The 19,598-nt window shown below is 36.5% G+C and carries 19 protein-coding genes, 1 riboswitch and 2 other annotated features; of the genes, 15 read left to right on the top strand and 4 right to left on the bottom strand.

All coding sequences use genetic code 11. The features are described from left to right. The first annotated feature begins 3 nt into the window (after positions 1–3). From BPMYX0001_RS06540 to BPMYX0001_RS06565, 6 genes are all read left to right on the top strand, one after another. Positions 4–1,626 carry a nitrite/sulfite reductase gene (locus BPMYX0001_RS06540; RefSeq protein WP_006094164.1) on the top strand — a complete coding sequence of 541 codons (1,623 nt, stop codon included), beginning with the start codon at positions 4–6 and terminating at the stop codon, positions 1,624–1,626. Positions 1,627–1,637: 11 nt separating this feature from the next. After that, positions 1,638–1,850, top strand: a complete 213-nt coding sequence (locus tag BPMYX0001_RS06545) for a DUF3906 family protein (RefSeq protein WP_006094165.1) — start codon at positions 1,638–1,640, stop codon at positions 1,848–1,850. 249 nt (positions 1,851–2,099) lie between these two features. Beyond that, complete coding sequence (cobA, locus tag BPMYX0001_RS06550) at positions 2,100–2,876, top strand: uroporphyrinogen-III C-methyltransferase (protein ID WP_033798756.1); 777 nt, start codon at positions 2,100–2,102, stop codon at positions 2,874–2,876. Position 2,877: 1 nt separating this feature from the next. Continuing rightward, a complete protein-coding gene (locus BPMYX0001_RS06555; RefSeq protein ID WP_006094168.1) occupies positions 2,878–3,630 on the top strand; it encodes a sirohydrochlorin chelatase in 753 nt (250 codons plus the stop codon). Further along, positions 3,605–4,222 carry an NAD(P)-binding protein gene (locus BPMYX0001_RS06560; RefSeq protein WP_033798757.1) on the top strand — a complete coding sequence of 206 codons (618 nt, stop codon included), beginning with the start codon at positions 3,605–3,607 and terminating at the stop codon, positions 4,220–4,222. Before BPMYX0001_RS06555 ends, BPMYX0001_RS06560 begins: the two co-directional genes overlap by 26 nt. 176 nt (positions 4,223–4,398) lie before the next feature. After that, positions 4,399–4,644 (top strand) — a binding site (T-box leader). Between the two features lie 111 nt (positions 4,645–4,755). Beyond that, positions 4,756–6,114 carry a sodium-dependent transporter gene (locus BPMYX0001_RS06565; protein ID WP_033798758.1) on the top strand — a complete coding sequence of 453 codons (1,359 nt, stop codon included), beginning with the start codon at positions 4,756–4,758 and terminating at the stop codon, positions 6,112–6,114. 84 nt (positions 6,115–6,198) lie between these two features. Here the strand turns inward: BPMYX0001_RS06565 and BPMYX0001_RS32990 are convergent, their stop codons facing one another. Together BPMYX0001_RS32990 and BPMYX0001_RS06570 are read right to left on the bottom strand one after the other, a co-directional pair. Next, positions 6,199–6,363 carry a hypothetical protein gene (locus tag BPMYX0001_RS32990; protein ID WP_006094174.1) on the bottom strand — a complete coding sequence of 55 codons (165 nt, stop codon included), beginning with the start codon at positions 6,361–6,363 and terminating at the stop codon, positions 6,199–6,201. 206 nt (positions 6,364–6,569) lie between these two features. After that, on the bottom strand, positions 6,570–7,811 hold the full coding sequence (locus BPMYX0001_RS06570; protein WP_006094176.1) for a murein hydrolase activator EnvC family protein: 1,242 nt from the start codon (positions 7,809–7,811) through the stop codon (positions 6,570–6,572). A 497-nt stretch (positions 7,812–8,308) separates the two neighbouring features. Here BPMYX0001_RS06570 and gltP point away from each other — a divergent pair, with 497 nt between their 5' ends. The 9 genes from gltP to BPMYX0001_RS06615 all read left to right on the top strand — a co-directional run bounded on the left by gltP (position 8,309) and on the right by BPMYX0001_RS06615 (position 16,174). Continuing rightward, positions 8,309–9,580 carry a glutamate/aspartate:proton symporter GltP gene (gltP, locus tag BPMYX0001_RS06575; RefSeq protein ID WP_003196226.1) on the top strand — a complete coding sequence of 424 codons (1,272 nt, stop codon included), beginning with the start codon at positions 8,309–8,311 and terminating at the stop codon, positions 9,578–9,580. Positions 9,581–9,645: 65 nt separating this feature from the next. Next, positions 9,646–10,164, top strand: a complete 519-nt coding sequence (locus BPMYX0001_RS06580; RefSeq protein WP_018781009.1) for a ribonuclease FAU-1 family protein — start codon at positions 9,646–9,648, stop codon at positions 10,162–10,164. A 150-nt stretch (positions 10,165–10,314) separates the two neighbouring features. Next, a riboswitch (SAM riboswitch) is annotated at positions 10,315–10,419 on the top strand. A 105-nt stretch (positions 10,420–10,524) separates the two neighbouring features. Continuing rightward, positions 10,525–11,841, top strand: coding sequence for a Na+/H+ antiporter NhaC family protein (locus tag BPMYX0001_RS06585; protein WP_006094179.1), 1,317 nt, complete (start codon positions 10,525–10,527; stop codon positions 11,839–11,841). A 200-nt stretch (positions 11,842–12,041) separates the two neighbouring features. Further along, positions 12,042–12,398 carry a lmo0954 family membrane protein gene (locus BPMYX0001_RS06590; RefSeq protein ID WP_006094181.1) on the top strand — a complete coding sequence of 119 codons (357 nt, stop codon included), beginning with the start codon at positions 12,042–12,044 and terminating at the stop codon, positions 12,396–12,398. Positions 12,399–12,442: 44 nt separating this feature from the next. Further along, on the top strand, positions 12,443–13,105 hold the full coding sequence (locus BPMYX0001_RS06595) for a PspA/IM30 family protein (RefSeq protein WP_003196232.1): 663 nt from the start codon (positions 12,443–12,445) through the stop codon (positions 13,103–13,105). A 108-nt stretch (positions 13,106–13,213) separates the two neighbouring features. Next, positions 13,214–13,954, top strand: a complete 741-nt coding sequence (gene liaF, locus BPMYX0001_RS06600; protein ID WP_016114031.1) for a cell wall-active antibiotics response protein LiaF — start codon at positions 13,214–13,216, stop codon at positions 13,952–13,954. Beyond that, the gene (locus BPMYX0001_RS06605) at positions 13,954–15,006 is read left to right on the top strand and encodes a sensor histidine kinase (RefSeq protein WP_003196236.1); all 1,053 of its coding nucleotides are present in this window, start codon (positions 13,954–13,956) and stop codon (positions 15,004–15,006) included. The genes liaF and BPMYX0001_RS06605 overlap by 1 nt, the downstream gene beginning before the upstream one ends. Position 15,007: 1 nt before the next feature. Continuing rightward, positions 15,008–15,640, top strand: coding sequence for a response regulator (locus tag BPMYX0001_RS06610; protein WP_003196238.1), 633 nt, complete (start codon positions 15,008–15,010; stop codon positions 15,638–15,640). A 270-nt stretch (positions 15,641–15,910) separates the two neighbouring features. Continuing rightward, positions 15,911–16,174 (top strand): DUF3992 domain-containing protein, encoded by a 264-nt coding sequence (locus BPMYX0001_RS06615; RefSeq protein WP_003196240.1) that lies wholly within the window; start codon positions 15,911–15,913, stop codon positions 16,172–16,174. Positions 16,175–16,201: 27 nt separating this feature from the next. On the opposite strand, the gene brnQ3 is transcribed toward BPMYX0001_RS06615, so the two are convergent. Both brnQ3 and BPMYX0001_RS06625 read right to left on the bottom strand, forming a co-directional pair. Further along, entirely contained in the window at positions 16,202–17,557 is a 1,356-nt protein-coding gene (brnQ3, locus tag BPMYX0001_RS06620) for a branched-chain amino acid transport system II carrier protein BrnQ3 (RefSeq protein WP_006094185.1), read from the bottom strand. A gap of 57 nt (positions 17,558–17,614) precedes the next feature. Further along, positions 17,615–17,875: a binding site (T-box leader), on the bottom strand. A 43-nt stretch (positions 17,876–17,918) separates the two neighbouring features. Then, complete coding sequence (locus tag BPMYX0001_RS06625) at positions 17,919–19,457, bottom strand: bifunctional metallophosphatase/5'-nucleotidase (protein WP_018764232.1); 1,539 nt, start codon at positions 19,455–19,457, stop codon at positions 17,919–17,921. Positions 19,458–19,598: the final 141 nt, after the last annotated feature.

Below are 19,598 nucleotides of genomic sequence, written 5' to 3' on the forward strand. Positions count from 1 at the left end.
AAAATGAGTTATGACAAAGTGTGGGCAAACAATGAAAAGTTAAATGCTACAGAGAAAAAGAAATTAGAAAAAGATGGCTTAGAAATCTTTAAAGCTATTCCGTATTATGCTGAAAATGGATTTGATTCTATTCCGAAAGAAGAGTGGGATTCATTTAAGTGGGCGGGGTTATATTTACAACGTCCAAAAGAGGCAGGGTATTTTATGATGCGCGTTAATATTCCTTCTGGTATTTTAACGAATGAACAAGTGGAGGTATTGGCTTCAATTGCGGAAGATTATGGTCGTGATGTTCTTGATATTACTACAAGACAGGCGATTCAATTCCATTGGCTTGAAATTGGTCAAATACCAGATATTTTTAACCGCTTAGAAAAAGTAGGATTATCATCAGCGGGAGCTTGTGGTGATATTACAAGAAATATTATTGGGAACCCCCTTGCTGGTATTGATGGTGATGAACTATTTGATACAGCACCAATTGTAAAAGAGGTATATGATTTCTTTCAACATAATGAAGAATTTTCAAACTTACCTCGAAAGTTTAAAATGTCGATCAGTACAAACGTATATAATGCAGCAAATGCTGAAATTAACTGTGCTGCCTTCATTCCGGCTACAAAAGAGATTGATGGAAAAACGGTGGAGGGATTTCATTTACGAGTAGGCGGGGGGTTATCTGCCCGTCCGTATTTAGCACAAGAACTAGATTTATTCATACTTCCTGGGCAAGTGAAAACAGTTGCGATTGCAATTGCTACTGTTTTCCGTGATTTTGGATATCGTGAAAAACGACATTTGGCACGTTTGAAATTCTTAGTTGCGGATTGGGGACCGGAAAAATTCAAAGAAAAATTATTAGAATATACAGGACATTTACATGATAAGGGGAAGGGTGCTTTAAAAGGATGGAATGCTGGATATTTCTACGGTGTTCATAAGCAAAAACAAGGGGATTTATCATACGTTGGTTTTAACGTACCGGTTGGTCGCTTACACTCTGAGGAGTTCTTTGAAATTGCTAGAATTGCGAAACAGTACGGAAATGGTGAAATTCGTACATGTAACTCACAAAACCTCATTATTCCGAATGTTCCGAAAGGTAATGTAGAAGGACTGTTAAAAGAACCTTTATTTGAATCTATTTCTGCAAGTCCAAAATCTTTCATCGGATATGCGGTATCATGCACAGGTATTGAGTATTGTAACCTTGCATTAGTAGAAACGAAAGAAAGACTACGTAATATTGCAGATTATTTAGATACACAGTTTGCTTTAGATGTTCCGGTTCGTATTCATATGGTAGGATGTCCAAATTCATGTGGACAAAGACAAATTGCGGACATTGGTTTGCAAGGGGTGAAATTGAAAACGAAAGAAAAAGGAATTGTTGAAGCATTTGAAATTTATGTAGGTGGTACGTTATTAGATGGTGGTGTCTATAATCAAAAATTAAAAGGAAAGATTGATGGAGAAGACCTTCCCAATGTTCTTGTATCGTTTTTAACATATTTTAAAGAACATAAACTGCCAGCTGAAACATTTTATGAGTTTGTAGGACGCGTTGGTATAGAAGATTTACAAGGGGCCTTAAATCATATTTTAGAAGAAGTGATTGCATCTTAGGAGGGAGCAATATGGATTTGTATCGTTTTGAAGCAGTATTGGCAAATGGTGTTGTTCCTGTAGTGGTTGTTGCGCAAAGTGAAGAACAGGCTTTTAAACTTGTGGAAGTAGAATTAGAGAAGTATTTTTTACCGCTTCCAGAAGTGAAGGAAATCTCTCTATATGAAAAGAAGAAGATTCGAAAAGGTGCAGCATTTGTCATTCATGAGCAGGAGACAGTGTAATACAAATTGAAAAACCGATATCAAACCTTTCTTTTTAGGTGGGAGAGAGCATTCGACCATGCCTAGCAGCGGTCAGCTCCTCTTCTTGCCTCATGTCGAGTGAAAACAAAGAGAGAAAACGAGTGCGGGTCACCTCTTGTTCTTTATAGCAGTGATTTATATGTTGGAAAATCAAAATGGATTTATATAGTAACTTCTATTCGTAATAGGGATGGAAGTTTCACCTTATAGTAGAAATGAGGAGAGATGATGGGAAAAGTATATATCGTTGGTGCGGGGCCGGGAGATCCAGAGTTAATTTCTGTAAAAGGGGTAAAGTGTATCGAACGAGCGGATGTCATTTTATATGATCGTCTTGTAAATAAGGAATTACTTTCTTATGCAAAGTCAGATGCAGACTTAATATATTGTGGGAAGCTACCAAACTATCACACCATGAAACAAGAAACGATTCATGCTTTTCTTGTTAAATATGCGAAAAAAGGAAAAATTGTAACCCGTTTAAAAGGTGGAGATCCATTTGTATTCGGAAGAGGTGGTGAAGAAGCGGAAGCGTTAGCAAAGCATGGTATTCTGTTTGAAATTGTACCTGGTATTACAGCTGGGATTGCTGCTTCAGCATATGCTGGTATTCCTGTTACACATCGGGACGCGAGCGCAAGTTTCGCTGTTGTGACAGGGCATCGGAAAGAGGGGGCTGGAGAAGAAGTGAAGTGGGAAAGCTTAGCGAAAGGTGTTGACACGCTTGCTGTTTATATGGGAGTAAGCAATCTTCCTTATATATGTGAACAGCTTTTGAAACATGGAAAAGGAGAAGATACGCCAGTTGCTATTGTGGAGTGGGGAACTACATCATCTCAGCGAACCATTACAGGAACGTTAGGAACAATTGTAACGATTGCTGGAAAAGAGCGGATTCAAAATCCGAGTATGATTGTGATTGGAGAAGTTGTTCGTTTTCGTGAAAAAATTCATTGGTTTGAACGCCAGGCTGACATTACGTATCCAGTAAGCGGAGTGTTATAAAATGAAAGCTGTGTTATATATATGCCATGGAAGTAGGTTGCGAGAGGCGAAAGAGGAAGCGATAGACTTTGTTTCTTCTTGTATGAATCGTGTATCAGCTCCTATTCAAGAGCTATGTTTTTTAGAGTTAGCAAAGCCTTTTATTTCAGAAGGCTTTGCTGCTTGCGTAAGAAGAGGCGCAACAGAAATTGTTGTTGTTCCGGTCTTTTTATTAGCAGCAGGGCATGTGAAAGAAGATATCCCAAATGAGTTAAAAAAAATGAAAAATAAATATCCTCACATTGTAATGACTTACGGGAATCCGTTTGGTGTTTCGGAATCACTCGTATCGGCTGCGTATAAGGGAAGTGGCATTAAAGAGTATGAAAATGAAGTGACCCTATTGCTTGTTGCAAGGGGCAGTAGTGATCCTGAGACGTTACAAGGTATTAAGCGTATTGCTTTTTTGTTTGAACAAGAAGAGAAAGTTGGAAAGGTAGAAGTATGTTATTTAGCTGCAGCGGAGCCGCGATTTGAGGAAAAGTTAAAAGCAGTTGTAAACCGAGCTAATGAGAACATCGTTGTTCTTCCTTACCTACTATTTACAGGATTGTTAATGAAACATATTGAACGAGAGGTTCGCAATTATAGTTATTCGAGTATACATGTATGTCCCTATTTGGGGAAAAATCATGTATTTCAAGAAATGTTGATTCAGAAAACGGAAGAAATTTTAAGGGGAGATGAGCGTGTACCCACTTACAGTTCGAATTAGAAATAAACGAGTTGTTGTCATTGGTGGTGGCCGAGTGGCATCATTTAAAATCGCGCCTTTACTAAAAGAAGGAGCGAATATAGTAGTAGTGAGTCGTGGTTTAGATAAGAGTTTAATGAAGCTTGTAGAATCAAAGAAAATTCACTGGTTTCAAAAAGACTATGAAAAAAGTGATCTAGAAGATGCATTTTTAGTAGTAGCAGCTACAAGTGATGCAATATTAAATGAGCATATTGCACAAGATGCATCATTAAACCAGCTTGTGAATGTGATTACTAATCCTGAAAGTGGAAATGTTCATTTTCCAGCAACTATGCATAGAGGAAAGCTCAATGTTGCCGTTTCTACTGGAGGTGCAAGTCCAAAACTTGCGAAAAAAATTCGGGATGATATTGCGATGAAATATGATGAGACATATGAAGACTATCTTGATTTCTTATATGAAGTAAGGATGAAGGTGAAACAATTACGACTAGAAAAAAGACAACAGAATATTTTATTGCAAGAAGTGTTGAAGCTTGAGTATATTCGAAACCAGCAGAAAAGAGGAAGGTTTTTACAAGAGTTAGCTGAAAGAGTATGTGTAGAATAGAATACACGTATTGCTTAAAATATAAATTGAAAAACTGAGATAAACCTTTCTTTTTAGGTGGAAGAGAGCATCCGGCCATGCGTAGAAGCGGTCAGATCCTTTTATATAGCCGGACAAATTAAATTCCTCTTTACAAATATAGCAATCTACTCTATAATCACAAGTAACTTCAATAGATGAAATCGATGAGCAAGAAGAGTACGTATATTTGATGCGTTCAGAGAGCTGGGATAAGGTGTGAGCCTGGTACGATAAAATATACAGAATGGGCTTGCGAGAGGTATGCTGAACTATTTAGTAGGCACCCCGGGTTCCGCCGTTACAAGGATAGGGTATCGGAATTTTTCCTGTACCTGAACAAGTGGGATTGTTTAATCCAATCGAGGTGGTACCACGGTATTATTACATATATCGTCCTCTACATGCATAGTAGCGTGTAGGGGGCTTTTTTATTTTCTAAAGGAGGTGTGCGAGTATGAAATGAAAGTGTATAATTAAGAAAAGCGGAAATGTTCAGAAAAGGAGAATTTACAATGAAAGAAACACAGCAATGGACATCGAAAATAGGTTTTGTACTCGCAGCAGCCGGAGCCGCAGTAGGACTTGGAGCGATATGGAAGTTTCCGTACGTTGCAGGTAATGGCGGAGGGGGAGCGTTTTTTCTAGTCTTCTTATTATTAACTTTATTTATTGGTATGCCTCTTCTTTTAGCAGAGTTTGTTATTGGTCGTAGTACACAAAAAGAAGCGGTTACTGCATATAAATTGTTAGTACCAAATAGTAAATTATATCCATGGATTGGTCGTATGGGTGTTGTCACTTGTTTTAGTGTATTATCCTTTTATAGCGTCGTAGGTGGATGGATTTTATTATATTTATATTATAGTGTGACAGGAAGCTTTTGGAGTGGGGCAGTTGAATATGGAAAATTGTTTGAACAAACAATTTCGAATCCTGCTAGCGCAGTAGGTGCTCAGTTAATCTTTATGCTTTGTACTATTTTTGTTGTAAGTAAAGGTGTAGAAAAAGGAATCGAAAAGGCAAGTAAGTATATGATGCCGCTATTATTTATTTTGTTTATTGCTATTATTATTCGTGCTCTTACACTTGATGGTGCATGGGCTGGTGTAGAGTTTTTCTTAAAACCGGATTTTTCAAAGCTAACAGCCGATACGATTTTATATGCGATGGGACAATCTTTCTTTTCACTAACAGTAGGTGCTTCGGTAATGGTAACATACAGCTCATACTTAAAGAAAGAGGAGCATTTAGCGAAATCAGCAACATCAATTGTAAGCTTAACGATTTTTATTACAGTGCTTGCGGGACTAGCAATTTTCCCGGCGATTTTCGCATTAGGGGTTAAACCGACAGAAGGACCAGGTTTATTGTTCATTATTCTTCCAGCTGTATTTGCGAAAATACCATTCGGACAATTTTTCTTTATTATGTTTTTAATTTTATTCTTCTTTGCAACCTTAACTTCTGCAATCTCGATGCTTGAAATTGTTGTTGCATCTGTAGCGAAAGATAATGAGAAAAAACGTCCTTCGGCATCATTTGTTATTGGATTACTAATTTTTGCGGTTGGAATTCCATCTGCACTATCATTTGGAATTATGAGTGATGTAAAAGTTTTCGGAAAAACATTTTTTGACTTAGTGGACTTTACGGTAAGTAATGTATTGCTGCCGTTAGGGGTACTAGCAATTTCATTGTTTGTACCGAATAAAATGAGTAAAGATTTACTAATGAAAGAATTAGAAGTTATAGAAACAAAGGGAAAAACATTATTTAACATTTGGTTTTTCTTACTACGTTATATAATTCCAATTACAGTAGTAATCGTATTTTTAAATGCAATTGGTATATTTAAGATGTTTGCAAAATAAAAAGGCGAGGGGAGATTCCCCTGCCTTTTTTATTTTATCCCGCTATTCACGGACAGTAATACTCTCGCTGATTAAAGTTTCAATTTATTGTGATGCAGATGTTTTTAATAAACGAGTATATGTTTTATAAGCTGTAGCAATTGATATAACGGAACCAATTAAAAATAGGATCGCACTACCAAGCGTAAATAATCGGCCAACATATGTTTCTTGGGCTTCTTGTAGTTCTGCTTGTTGTTCTGTATTCATGTGTATCCCCCCTAGATGAATAGGCATTTTGTTTTAGTTTATGTAAAATGCCTATAAAGTGTTAAAAATAATTTTGGGGACAAAACCATTGCTTTCGGGATAAATAGAAGACTCGGTATGTACCGAGTCTTCTATTTATCCGCCAGTAAAACCCATGCCTCAAAATTTCCACATGCGGAGGAAAAAACAATGATTAAAGTTTCACTTTATAATCCGATATAACTAGAAGGATCAACTGCATTTGTTTTACCCACGTTCCATTCGCCAATATGAAGTTCAAAATGTAAATGTTGTCCGAAAGATTGACCGGTGTTTCCCATAAATCCTAATTGTTGACCTTGTTTTACAGTTTGTCCATTAGATACAGAACGGCTGCTCATATGAGCATATACTGTTGTATAAGTTTTTCCGTTTATACGATGTGATAAGTAAACGACGTTTCCATAACTGGATGATAATTCGGAACGAATAACAACACCGTCTGCAGCGGCGATAATTGGAACTGTTCCAGCGGCTGCGATATCAATGCCTTTATGATTATCTAGGGAACGAGCGCCGAATCCAGAAGTTTTTGAACCAGCGGCTGGCTTAATAAATCCACCTTTGTTCGTATCTTGCGGTGTTGGTGCAGATTGTTTTTTTGCGTCCTCTGCCTTGCGTGCCTCTTCAGCTTTACGAGCTTTTTCCGCTCGTTTTTCTTCTTCAATTGCTTTTTGAACCGCTTGTCGTTGATTTTCTAAAATGCTTTTCGATTCTTCTAATCCCTCAATCTCAGAATCTACTTTGGATACTTTCGTATGTAAATCGTTAATGAGCGCTTGTTGCTGCTGTTGATTCGCTTGCAATTCTTGTTGCTTATGTTCTAATTTTTGTTTGGATTCCTCTAATTGCTGTTCCTTTTTCTCAACAGCCTCTTTTTCTGCTGTTACAGCCTCTTGATCACTTGTTTGTTTTTTTACAATATCGGTATCATTATTTAAAATCAAACTTACGGAATATATATTGTCAACAAGATCTGCGATGTTATTTGAATTTGTTAACACTTCCGTAATGATATTTGTGCGAGGTTTTTCTTGCATAGATTGCAGTCGTTGTTTAATGACATCTTGACGTGTATCTATGTTGATTTGTAATTGCTCAATATGTTTCTTTTTCTCAGCAATGACTTGTTGAGTCTTGCTAATTTCTTTCTTTGTATCATTTAAATCAGCTTCATTTTTATTAATAGAAATAGTTAGTTCATCAATCTTTTTTTGTAATTCTTGTATTTCTTTTTCAATTTGTTCTTTCTCTGCTGATTTATTTTGTAAGTCGCTTTGTTGTCCTTCTAATTCTGATTCAATTGTAGATAATTTATCTTGATTTGTTTCCGCGTGTACTGGTGAAAGTAACGGAGAAACAAAAATAGTTCCTGCTGCTAAAACGCTGAAAGTTGCAAATTTTTTCATTGTTGTCTAGCTCCTTTCCCTATGAATGTATATATCATAAGAAGAAGAAGGGTGTCTATTGTTGTAATCATACTGTAAAGAAAATTTTATAAAATTGCTAAGTATTGTCGGAATTAAGAATATTTTAGGAGAGTTTGTCGTCTAATTGTAAAGTTGAAATTGGTATTAAGAATCGAATTTTTTAATTTTAGCAGCACATAAAATGAATAAAAATGATTTCATTTTACACAATAAAGCTTTGTTTTAAAATCTATAAGTGAATAGTGAGGAATCGTTCTCATGTTAGGTTTTCTGACATGAGTTTTATTTTTGTCAAGAAAATTATTTGTATTCACACAAATTTATTTTGTTGTCAGATTTCATTTTTTGATTTATGATTTTTAACAGGGACAAAATGTAGTGAATTGTCGAATAATATGTAATACTCTTAATTTCTTAGTTTCATAGAACAAGAGAAGGGGAGAGTTAATGCATCTAAGAAGGGGGTTGCAGCAAGTATGAAAAGGATAGGACTTGCATGGCAAATTTTAATAGGTCTTGCGCTTGGTATTGCAGTTGGGGCAATTTTTTATGGCGATAGCACAGTGGTAGGATACTTAAAACCAATTGGTGATATTTTCATCCGATTAATTAAAATGATTGTTGTACCAATCGTCGTAGCGAGCATCATTGTTGGGGTTGCAGGAGTTGGTGATGTTAAAAAGCTAGGTCGATTAGGCGGAAAGACAATTATTTACTTCGAAATTATTACAACGATTGCGATTGTTGTTGGCCTACTGGTAGCGAATATTTTTCAACCAGGAAAAGGCGTGAATATGGATCAATTAACAAAGACTGATATTTCTAAATATGCAGAAACGACAGCTCAAGTGCAAAGTCATTCGTTTGCAGATACATTTGTAAATATCGTTCCGACGAATATTATGAAATCATTGGTTGATGGCGATATGCTTGCCATTATTTTCTTCTCTGTACTATTTGGTTTAGGAGTTGCGGCGGTTGGTGAAAGAGGACGACCGGTTCTTCAATTTTTCCAAGGCGTAGCAGATGCAATGTTTTACGTAACAAACCAAGTTATGAAGTTCGCACCATTTGGTGTATTCGCATTAATCGGTGTTACAGTTTCTACATTTGGTTTAGCTTCATTAATTCCGTTAGGGAAATTAGTAATCGTCGTTTATGGATCCATGATTTTCTTCGTCGTAGTTGTATTAGGACTTACGGCAAAATTATTCAGGATTAATATTTTCCAATTCTTCAAAATTTTAAAAGATGAGCTGATTTTAGCGTATTCTACTGCGAGCTCAGAAACGGTTTTACCGAAACTGATGGAGAAAATGGAGAAATTCGGTTGTCCGAAAGCAATTACATCTTTCGTTATTCCAACTGGTTACTCGTTTAACTTAGATGGATCGACGCTATACCAAGCGATTGCGGCAATTTTCTTAGCGCAAATGTACGGTATTGATTTATCCATTACACAACAAATTACATTATTACTTGTATTAATGGTTACATCTAAAGGGATTGCCGGTGTACCAGGAGTATCATTCGTTGTACTATTAGCGACACTTGGTACAGTAGGTATTCCAGCAGAAGGTTTAGCATTTATCGCAGGTATTGACCGTATTTTAGATATGGCTCGTACAGCAGTTAACGTTGTAGGTAACTCTTTAGCAGCTGTTGTTATGTCTAAGTGGGAAGGTCAATATGACGATGCAAAAGGACAAGCCTATTTAAAAGAGATTTCAGAGAAACAAGCAGCGTAATAATTGTCGTAAAAGCCCTCACATAAGATGTGGGGGCTTTTTTGCATAGTAAAGGAGAGAGAATAATGAAACGGAAATACGGAGATGGTTCGTCCTGGGAACGGCTAATAGAGAAAACATATGAAGTGAAGATCATAGAGCAAGGAATGTTAGGGATACTGCATACGCCCAAAGTGACAGAGCCTAGTTACAAGCAATATAATAATCAAGAACTTTGCATTGTAAATGATGGATACACATGGGTGCAGTATTTTATAAATGATAAGAACTTTGCGATTACAGCTATGCTCGATGAAAAGAAGAACTTAGTGCAGTATTATATTGATGTGGCAAAAAAATTTAGAATAGATGGGCGAGGTATGCCCTATTTCGACGATTTATATTTGGATGTAGTGTTATTACCTAACGGTGAGGTATATTTACTGGATGAAGATGAATTAGAAGAAGCGTATATAGCTGGAGATATTTCTGAAGAAGAACATAATGTAGCGTGGGATACGGCCAAATGGCTTATGGAGGAAATTGAAAAAGAAAAGCTTCCTTGGATTGCAATTTTAGAAAAAGAAATTCAAAAATTAAAATGACTATTTTCCTTTCTTTATGCTGATTTATTCGTGTTTTTGTATAAATATCAAAAAAATACCAACTGTTTTTATACAAATAATAATTGACTTTTGATTTGTAAGCGAGTAAAGTTAGGAAAGAAATTATTATTAAAAATAAAATATGAAACCTTCTTATAAAGAGAGGCGGAGGGACTGGCCCTACGATGCCTCGGCAGCGGACTCACGATGGAGTGCTGTGCCAAATCCAGCAAGCATGTGCTTGAAAGATGAGGAGAGTGTTTCTTATAGAATTATAAGACCTCTTCTTTTCGGAAGAGGTCTTTTGTTATTGAATAGAAAAGGTTTAGAAATAGTTTAGAAATAGGGAGAGATGTTATTTTGAAACAAACGAGAGGGAATGGTTTGGCGTTATTACCGCTTGGAATATTTTTGGGGCTATTTATTGGTTCTGGCATTATTACAGGTGATTTCTATAAATTGCCGATACTTGTTGCGATTTTAATAGCTGTAGGAACAGCGTTAGTGATGAATCGTAAGGAAAGCTTTACAGTGAAAGTTGAACGGTTTGCCAAAGGGGCTGGTAATCCGGATATTATGATTATGGTGTTGATTTTTGTACTTGCTGGTGCGTTTTCTGAAACAGCAAAAGGAATGGGTGGAGTTGACTCTACAGTTAATTTAGCACTGTCTATTTTACCGCAAGGGTTTATCGTTGCTGGGATTTTTGTTATAGGGGCCTTTATTTCACTAGCGATGGGAACTTCGATGGGAACTATTGCAGCGTTAGCACCAATTGCTGTAGGGATTAGCCAGCAAACAGATATTTCTATTGCGTTAACGATGGCAACAGTTGTCGGTGGGGCAATGTTTGGTGACAATCTATCATTTATTTCTGACACGACAATTGCAGCTGTTCGTTCGCAAGGAACAGAAATGAAAGATAAGTTTAAAACGAACTTTTTAATTGTACTGCCAGCTGCAATTATAACGATTGTACTATTAGTAGTTATTACATTAGGGAATCATACAGAAATTAAAGCTCATATGTTTGATTGGGTGAAAATTTTACCATACGCAGGTGTACTTGTTACAGCGTTGCTTGGATGGAATGTGCTCATCGTATTAACAGGTGGAACTGTATTATCTGGCATTATCGGCCTAATAGATGGAAGTTATACATTAGCGAGTTTCTTTAAAAGTGTAACGACTGGCATTGGCGGTATGATGGAGTTAGTATTACTAGCAATTTTAATCGGTGGAATGGTTGAACTCATTCAATATAATGGTGGTATTCAATATTTAATGGATATATTAACACGTAATATTCGTTCGAAAAAAGGCGCGGAGTTTGGAATCGCCGGTTTAGTGAGTATGACGAATATGTGTACAGCGAATAACACAATTTCTATTATTTTCACAGGACCGCTTGCAAAAAATATTGCCGATCAATATGAAATTGATCCACGAAAATCAGCGAGTGTGTTAGATCTTTTCTCTTGCTGCATACAAGGATTAATTCCGTACGGTGCACAAATGTTAACAGCAGCAGGATTTGCCGCATTATCTCCAATTGAACTGTTACCATATGCGTTTTATCCAATTTTAGTTGGAGTATGTGGTATAGTCTCCATTTTAATTGGTTTTCCGCGGTTTTCGAAGGTAGCGGAAAAAAAAGAATATCATAAAACAGCGTAAAGAAGAGGATGTCTTATATAAGGCATCCTCTTTTCTTTATGAAGCGTATATACGCTTTGTTTAACTTTATATGCATATTAATGTAGGGCTGACCCGGAATAGGTCTTAAGTCTGATTCGAAAACGGTTCTTAAGCTCGTTATGGAAAGTCAAAAAAATAGTTAAGATAAGAGTATCAAATCGAAGGGAGGCAAGCACAAGATGAAACAATTTTTAGCGTTTATCGCGGCCGGTATTTTGGCTTTGATTGCTCTTGGTAGTCTTGCTGGTATTGTAGGATTCGCAATTGGAGCAGGGATTGTGTACTGGAGCTATAAATCATTTGTGCGAGCACAATCATTTTTTGGAAAGTTAGTTTGGGGTATTGGCGGTTTAATCGGCTTGTCAATTGCCCTTTCCCATTCCCCAGCATTAATCGGTATCGTAGCATTAGTAGTTCTATACTATGGATACCGTGAGTGGAAAAAAGAAAAAGATGTAGTAGTTGATTCTGCTTCAGAAGGCTCTAAACGATATAGCAACTTTGAAGATGAGTGGAACAAGTTAATGAAAAACTAATATAAAACAATTTAAATCATAAAGTAGAAGAGAGGAAGATTATAATGAAACAATCTTTATTCGGACGTGTACGCGATGCAATTTTAGCAGATTTTCATAATGTTTTAGATGAGAAAGAAAGAAAAAATCCAATCGCTATGTTAAATCAATATTTACGCGATAGCGAGCGTGAAGTAACAAAAATTGAAAAATTAATTCAGCGTCATAAAACACTAAAATCTAATTTTGCTCGTGAACTTGAGCAGGCTCGTTATTTCGTAAATAAGCGATCAAAACAGGCGATAATTGCACAAGAAGCAGGGGAAATGCAATTGCATGAACGTGCATTAGAAGAAGTAGCATATTATGAAGGGCAAGTAGCTCGACTAGAAGAAATGTATGCAGGTGTAGTGGAGCAAATCGATGAGTTAGAACGACGTCTTTCTGAAATGAAAAATAAACTAAAAGAAATGAATGCAAAGCGTATGGAATTAATGGCACGTGAAAACATGGCTCATGCGAACCGTCGCATGAATACAGCTCTTCATAAAATGGATGAGAACAACCCATTCTTACGATTTGAAGAAATTGAAGATCACATTCGTGATTTAGAACTTCGCATGAATGAAGATCATGAGCGTGATACATTTGATATGAAAATTGCAAAGCTTGAGCGTGAAATGAAAGAAAAGGATGAAGTATCCTTAACAAAAGAAGTAACAAAATAATTGTAGTACATTATAAAACGAGCTTATGATATAGTGATAGAAGAAAAGGTGTTGGAAAGCAATACCTTTTTCTTCTATTTATATGTGACAAGAAGGAGGGGAGCTGAAATGAAGAAACAATTTTCAAAATCACAACTAGTGGGGATGCTCCTCATCATATTTGGATTTGGTCTTTTTCTTGATATGATTCTCGGACATTTTGAACCGGGTGCTCTTATTTTTGCATTTATTATGATTATGTTCGGAAGACATTATCGGAAAAAGAATCGCTATGTGAGAGGTAATGTGTTTTTATTTGTCGGAGGACTTATTTTTTTATTCTTCCTGTTTTCATCAGCAGCCTTCGTACTTGTTGTAGTTACTTGCTTAGCTTTCATCGGTTATCAGCTTATACAAGGACAGCAGAAGCCAAAAACTGTACAGGTAGAAATTAAGGAAAAAGGATATATAGATGAAGAAAAACAAATCTATCGTACAGAACCATATCTTAAAAATATGATGGTAGGTAACGTAAGAATGATGGATCATATTTATGAATTAGAGGATATTAATGTCCAGTACGGAGTCGGTGATGTTGAAATTGACTTGACGACGGCGATGATTCCTGAAGGAGAAACGGTTATCGTTATTCGTGGCGTTATTGGTAACATTCGTTTGTATGTTCCGTACGATATTGAATTATCTTTAAATCATTCTGTTATTGTTGGTAGAGTATTACTTCCAGGACATGAAGAGACAGGATTTAATCGAAATGTTACATTCAAAACAGAACAGTATAGGGAAGCTCCTCGGCGTATTAAAATAATTTCTTCGCTTGTCGTAGGCGATACGGAAGTGAGGAAAGTATAATGAAAAAGCAAAAGAATATTTCATGGATGTATATTCGTTACTCTATGTTATCTTCTGTTAGTATTGCAATTATTTGTACGATTGTATATGTATGGAAAAGTAGAGAAGATGTATACGATTTATTGTGGAAAGAATCCATTGCTTCTGTTCCAATTAGCTTGTTCATTATGAGCACAAGTCTTCTTATTGGAGGAATTGTTGGATATGCAATTGGTTACTATATGCAGCAGCGTATTCAAGGTTTAAATACTTTTTTATTTGAAGTAGAGCGAGGTAATTTTCCAAAAGACGTTTCGTTTACTGCAGAGGATGAATTTCATGAAGTAGAGAGAAAGGTAATTGCGCTTGCTAAGCGATTAGAGGAACAAGCCGGATTATTTCAAAAAGTAACGAATGAACGAGCTCATTGGAATGAAGAGATGAGACAAGAAGCTATTTCTCAAGAAAGGCATCGATTAGCTAGAGAACTGCATGATTCAGTGAGTCAGCAGCTTTTTGCAATGTCTATGATGATGTCAGCTATTAATGAACAGGTGGCTCAAATTCCAGAAACAACAAAAAAGCAATTGCAGCTTGTGGAAAATATGGTCGTAAATGCACAATCAGAAATGAGAGCATTGCTGCTTCATTTACGTCCTGTACAACTTGAAGGTAAAAAATTAACAGAAGGTATAGAAGAGTTACTAACAGAGCTTTCAAGAAAACAGCATATGAAAATTGAATGGTTGATTGAGCCAATTCAATTGAAAAAAGGTGTGGAAGATCATTTATTCCGTATTGTGCAAGAAGCTTTATCCAATACGTTACGGCATGCGAAGGCAAAGAAAACAGAAGTTCGTCTTCGTCAAATCGATCAATATGCAATTTTAAAAATCATTGATGATGGTGTTGGGTTTGAAGTAGGTGTCAATAAAGCTGGATCATATGGTCTGAGGTCTATTCAAGAGCGTGTTCATGAAATTGGTGGAACACTAAAGGTACTAAGTTTTCCGAATAAAGGTACACAAATTGAAGTGAAAGTACCAATTATAATAGAGAGAGAGGGGGAGTAGCATGATTAAAGTACTGCTTGTAGATGATCATGAAATGGTGCGGATGGGTGTATCAGCGTATTTATCAACTCAGCCGGATATCGAAGTGGTTGGCGAAGCTGAAAATGGGAGAAAAGGTTCAGAATTAGCATTAGCATTAAAGCCAGATATTATTTTAATGGATCTTGTTATGGATGAAATGGATGGTGTTGAGGCAACGCGTGCCATTATTCAAGAATGGCCGGAAGCAAAAATAGTTGTCGTGACAAGTTTTTTAGACGATGAAAAACTATATCCTGTTATTGAAGCAGGTGCAACGAGCTATTTATTAAAAACATCAAGAGCGAGCGATATCGCAGATGCAGTACGAGCGACTTATGATGGGGAAACAGTACTTGAGCCGAAAGTTACTGGGAAAATGATGTCCCGTATGCGTCAAAAGAAAGAACAGCCACTTCATGAAGATTTAACAGAACGAGAGTTTGAAATCTTATTATTAATTGCAGAGGGAAAGAGTAATCAAGAAATTGCGGATGAGTTATTTATTGCATTAAAAACCGTAAAGACACATGTAAGTAATATATTAAACAAGTTGAATGTAAGCGATCGTACACAGGCTGTTATTTATGCATTTCGACATCAATTAACGAAATAAAATGTGGCTTCCACTGTATATGACTTGTTTCATTGGTGGAAGTTGCCTTTATTTCGCTATTTACGGGCAGTAAGATCTCCACCTCAAAATTCAGTGAAAGCAAAGAGGCTAGGGGTGGAGCAACTGCCCGTAAAAGCCCGATTGGTGAGAGTTAATAATCAGTGGGGGATGAAGAAAACCCCACTGATTAAAGTTTTACGTTATTGATGCATTCATTTGTAAGCGTTATCATTCGATTAGAAATAGTACATATAAAGGGGGAGATTGTGTATGTTAGTTCAAACAGTATTTGAAATGGGTAAAAATAAAAAGTTAGGAAACTACGTGAATGCATTGCAAGCACTTAAGGTGCAATACGATATTGAAACAGGTTGTATTGCGATAATTGAAGCGACAGAAGAATATTATTTATTTCTAGTAAAACAAACAGATTGCTATGATGTTGTGAAAGTAGAAACAGTTGATACAAACCTTGAGTATTATACGAAAGCGTATAAAATAAGTAGTTTCAATCATACTTCCTACCAAGTGTGAAAAACTCCCTTAATCGGGAGTTTTTCACTAAGACACTTTAGGTTCAGAAGGAGTTTCAGTTAGTGGTATTGGTTTTGTGCTCTTTAATTTTGCGACTACAAGCCCGATTGTTGCTCCAGCAATCGCTGGTAATAACCAACCAATTCCTTCATTATAAAATGGAATGAATTCAAAGTAAGAGGTAATGAATGTAACAGATACATTTCCTTGCTTTAGCCCATCAAACATACTTATTACTGCAGCCCCGATTAAAGCACCAACATAAACAGAACGGTAACCACCAAAGTACTTATGGAGTAATGATAATAGTACGAGTACGATAGCAATTGGATATACAACTAGTAAAATTGGAACAGAGATTGCAATGATTTTTGTTAAGCCTAGGTTTGCTACTAGAAGTCCTAATACACAAATGATACCTGCTATTCCTTTGTAAGAAAATTTTGTAAATAATGTTGAGAAATATTGGCTACATGCTGATACAAGTCCAACGCATGTTGTTAAACAAGCCAGTGTAACGATAACCGCTAATAAGGCAAGGCCATATGGGCCGAATAACTGTTGTACAATAACAGTTAGTAATTGACCGCCATTTTTTGCATATCCAAGTGAAACACTAGTTACACCTAGCCAGCCAAGTGCTCCATATACGAGTACGAGCCCTGTAGCTGCAATAAGTCCTGCTTTTGTCGTTGCAATTGCAACAGCTTTACGATCTTCTACACCTTTTGAGCGAATTGCATTCACGACGATAATCCCAAATGCAAGTGCCGAGATTGTATCCATTGTTAAATATCCTTCCATAAATCCTTTGAAAATAGGAGAAGTTTGATACTCTTGCATCGCTGGACCTGAATTTCCAAGTGGTGTGAAAACACTTTTTGCAAACAATAAGAAAATAGAGAATAGTAAAATAGGTGTTAGCACATTTCCGATACGATCAACGAGTTTAGAAGGATTTAAGCTAAGCCAAAATACGATAGTGAAAAAAATGACCGTATATATAAATAAGGATAAGCTACTAGTACGAATTGTTTCTGGTAAGAAAGAACTAACACCCATTTCGTAAGCGACGTTAGCGACACGTGGAATTCCCATGGAAGGGCCAATTGCAATATATACAACTACTGTAAATAAAATTCCAAATAAAGGGTGGACATGACTTGCAAGTTGTTGCATTCCATTTCCTGAAAGAGAGATTGCAATAACAGTTAATAACGGTAAGCCAACTCCTGTTAGTAAAAACCCGAGCATTGCTGGCCAGAAGTTTTCACCAGCGTTTTGTCCAAGCATTGGAGGGAAAATTAAATTACCTGCTCCAAAAAATAAAGAAAATAGCATAAGACCTGTGAAAAAAACATGTTTTTTTGATACAGTGTTCATTGTGTTTCCTCCTTTTATAAAAATTCATTCGTAAGAACACAAAAAACTCGCCCCTTAAAAAGGGACGAGTTATATTTACCCGCGATACCACCCTAGTTCATACACGTAGAAATACATCTATATGTATGCGGCTTTGCAACGTACAACATGATACGTGTTCCTTGTAACGGGGGACGACCGGTAAGAACTTACTACATCCTTCGGTTCTACTTCTCGGAGATGATTTTCGGTTACGAGCTGTACGTTGGCTTTCAGCAAGATGCCAACTCTCTGGGGAACAGCTTTATATAACGTACTCGTTCTCGTCAATGAATTTTGTTCAAGTATTCTGACAGTATTTTTACATGTTTTTTTCATAAAGTCAATAGATTTTCTGTAAAAAATTTTGAGGGAGTGTATCTATATGAGAAATAGAACGAATAAAATTTGCAAAAGCTTCCTGATCTGTCGGGCCTTCGGAGCGATTTCTGCCCTCTTTAAATGTCAAAAATTTATCTCCTCCATTTGCTAAGAAAGAATTGACTACTACAGAGTATATTTGATCATCGCGTAATGGTGTTCCGTCATCTAATGAAATTGTTTGGACGATGTTATTTTTCCAACTATAACGAATCCCTGAAATTTGTAGCATGCGAGTTTCTTCTTTCCATTGCTCTTGCAAGACGTTTCGAATTTCTTTTCCAGACAAATACATTTTAATTAATTTGTTGCCGAATGGTTGTATGAGGAAGGTATCTTCCCATGTAATTGTTCCTTTTTTTAAATTATGCCGGATGCTCCCAGGATTTACAAAAGCAATATCCGCCTGCATAGTTTGGCGCTGGGCTATTGCGAGAACTGTTCCTAAATTTGATTGGCCGTGTTCATTTTGATTACGAGTTAACTCATGGTCCGTTATTCCGAGTTGTTCCTCTACTTTAGATTGGATTTTTGAGGCGTAAGAATCTATCCAGTTTCTTGTGTGTAAATCAGGAGAAATTGCATTTTGATAGACAGGGACAATTGTTGCCGCTTTTTTCGTAATATCTTTCGTTTTACGATTTAATGTAAAGGTGACGTTTGAAAATGCTTTTCCGTATGAGTAGGCTTGAACAAGCAATTTGCCGTTCACATTTCCATTTATATAGGAGTGGGTATGGCCACCAAAAATGATATCAACATCAGGATCTATTTGATTAGCTAAATCAGCTAAAGGTCCATTTGTATTACTTTCTGTCGTATTACCACCTAGGTGGGCAAGAATAACAAATGCATGAATGCCTTTCTTTTGTAGTTGATACACATAAAGATTAATCGAAGAAGCTTCATCTAAAAAACGAATAGAAGACATATCGTTGTACATTGTTAAAAAAGGAGTATCGTTTGTAGAAACGCCGATGAAGGCGATTGGAATCCCATCAATCCATTTAATTATATAGGGGGGGAAGAGTGGTTGATTCGTTTCACTGTATACAATATTTGCGGATATATAAGGAAAGGAGCTACCTGAAAATGAACTTGTTTGTGTAACGGATTCGCCATTAATTAGTTGTTGCAGAGCAATGGGACCCCTATCGAACTCATGGTTTCCTATTGTACCAACATCAAATTGAAGATTATTTAAAAACTCCATCGTTGGTTCATCATGAAAAAGTGCTGAAATCGGAGGACTCCCACCAATCATATCTCCTGTATGAACAAGTAAGGTGTTAGGGTTTTTATCGCGGTAGGATTGAATGTAAGCAGATATGTAATCAGCACGCCCTACAGCTTTATCGTGCAACGCTGAAGTCGTATTTAATTGGCCGTGGAAATCATTGAGGCCGAGAATTTGCACGGATACGTCGGTAGGTGGAGAAGAAGGGGATAGAAAAGAAAAAATTAGTTTGATAAGAAAAGGGAGTAATAAGAAATAGTTCATATTGACACTCCTCAATTAAAATTATTTTAGGGTGTGGATTTTTACTTACTGCCCGTAAAGACCCGATTGGTGAGAGTTGATAATCAGTGAGGGATGAAGAAAAGCCTTACTGATGGACGTTTCACTTTATTGTATGAGAAG

The sequence above is a fragment of the Bacillus pseudomycoides DSM 12442 genome, assembly GCF_000161455.1.
Taxonomy (GTDB): Bacteria; Bacillota; Bacilli; order Bacillales; family Bacillaceae_G; genus Bacillus_A; species Bacillus_A pseudomycoides.

Coding starts and splice junctions, on each gene's coding strand:
- BPMYX0001_RS06540 (WP_006094164.1), top strand. CDS start 4: ATGAGTTATGACAAAGTGTGGGCAAACAATGAAAAGTTAAATGCTACA.
- BPMYX0001_RS06545 (WP_006094165.1), top strand. CDS start 1,638: ATGGATTTGTATCGTTTTGAAGCAGTATTGGCAAATGGTGTTGTTCCT.
- cobA (WP_033798756.1), top strand. CDS start 2,100: ATGGGAAAAGTATATATCGTTGGTGCGGGGCCGGGAGATCCAGAGTTA.
- BPMYX0001_RS06555 (WP_006094168.1), top strand. CDS start 2,878: ATGAAAGCTGTGTTATATATATGCCATGGAAGTAGGTTGCGAGAGGCG.
- BPMYX0001_RS06565 (WP_033798758.1), top strand. CDS start 4,756: ATGAAAGAAACACAGCAATGGACATCGAAAATAGGTTTTGTACTCGCA.
- BPMYX0001_RS32990 (WP_006094174.1), bottom strand. CDS start 6,363: ATGAATACAGAACAACAAGCAGAACTACAAGAAGCCCAAGAAACATAT.
- BPMYX0001_RS06570 (WP_006094176.1), bottom strand. CDS start 7,811: ATGAAAAAATTTGCAACTTTCAGCGTTTTAGCAGCAGGAACTATTTTT.
- gltP (WP_003196226.1), top strand. CDS start 8,309: ATGAAAAGGATAGGACTTGCATGGCAAATTTTAATAGGTCTTGCGCTT.
- BPMYX0001_RS06580 (WP_018781009.1), top strand. CDS start 9,646: ATGAAACGGAAATACGGAGATGGTTCGTCCTGGGAACGGCTAATAGAG.
- BPMYX0001_RS06590 (WP_006094181.1), top strand. CDS start 12,042: ATGAAACAATTTTTAGCGTTTATCGCGGCCGGTATTTTGGCTTTGATT.
- BPMYX0001_RS06595 (WP_003196232.1), top strand. CDS start 12,443: ATGAAACAATCTTTATTCGGACGTGTACGCGATGCAATTTTAGCAGAT.
- liaF (WP_016114031.1), top strand. CDS start 13,214: ATGAAGAAACAATTTTCAAAATCACAACTAGTGGGGATGCTCCTCATC.
- BPMYX0001_RS06605 (WP_003196236.1), top strand. CDS start 13,954: ATGAAAAAGCAAAAGAATATTTCATGGATGTATATTCGTTACTCTATG.
- BPMYX0001_RS06610 (WP_003196238.1), top strand. CDS start 15,008: ATGATTAAAGTACTGCTTGTAGATGATCATGAAATGGTGCGGATGGGT.
- BPMYX0001_RS06615 (WP_003196240.1), top strand. CDS start 15,911: ATGTTAGTTCAAACAGTATTTGAAATGGGTAAAAATAAAAAGTTAGGA.
- brnQ3 (WP_006094185.1), bottom strand. CDS start 17,557: ATGAACACTGTATCAAAAAAACATGTTTTTTTCACAGGTCTTATGCTA.
- BPMYX0001_RS06625 (WP_018764232.1), bottom strand. CDS start 19,457: ATGAACTATTTCTTATTACTCCCTTTTCTTATCAAACTAATTTTTTCT.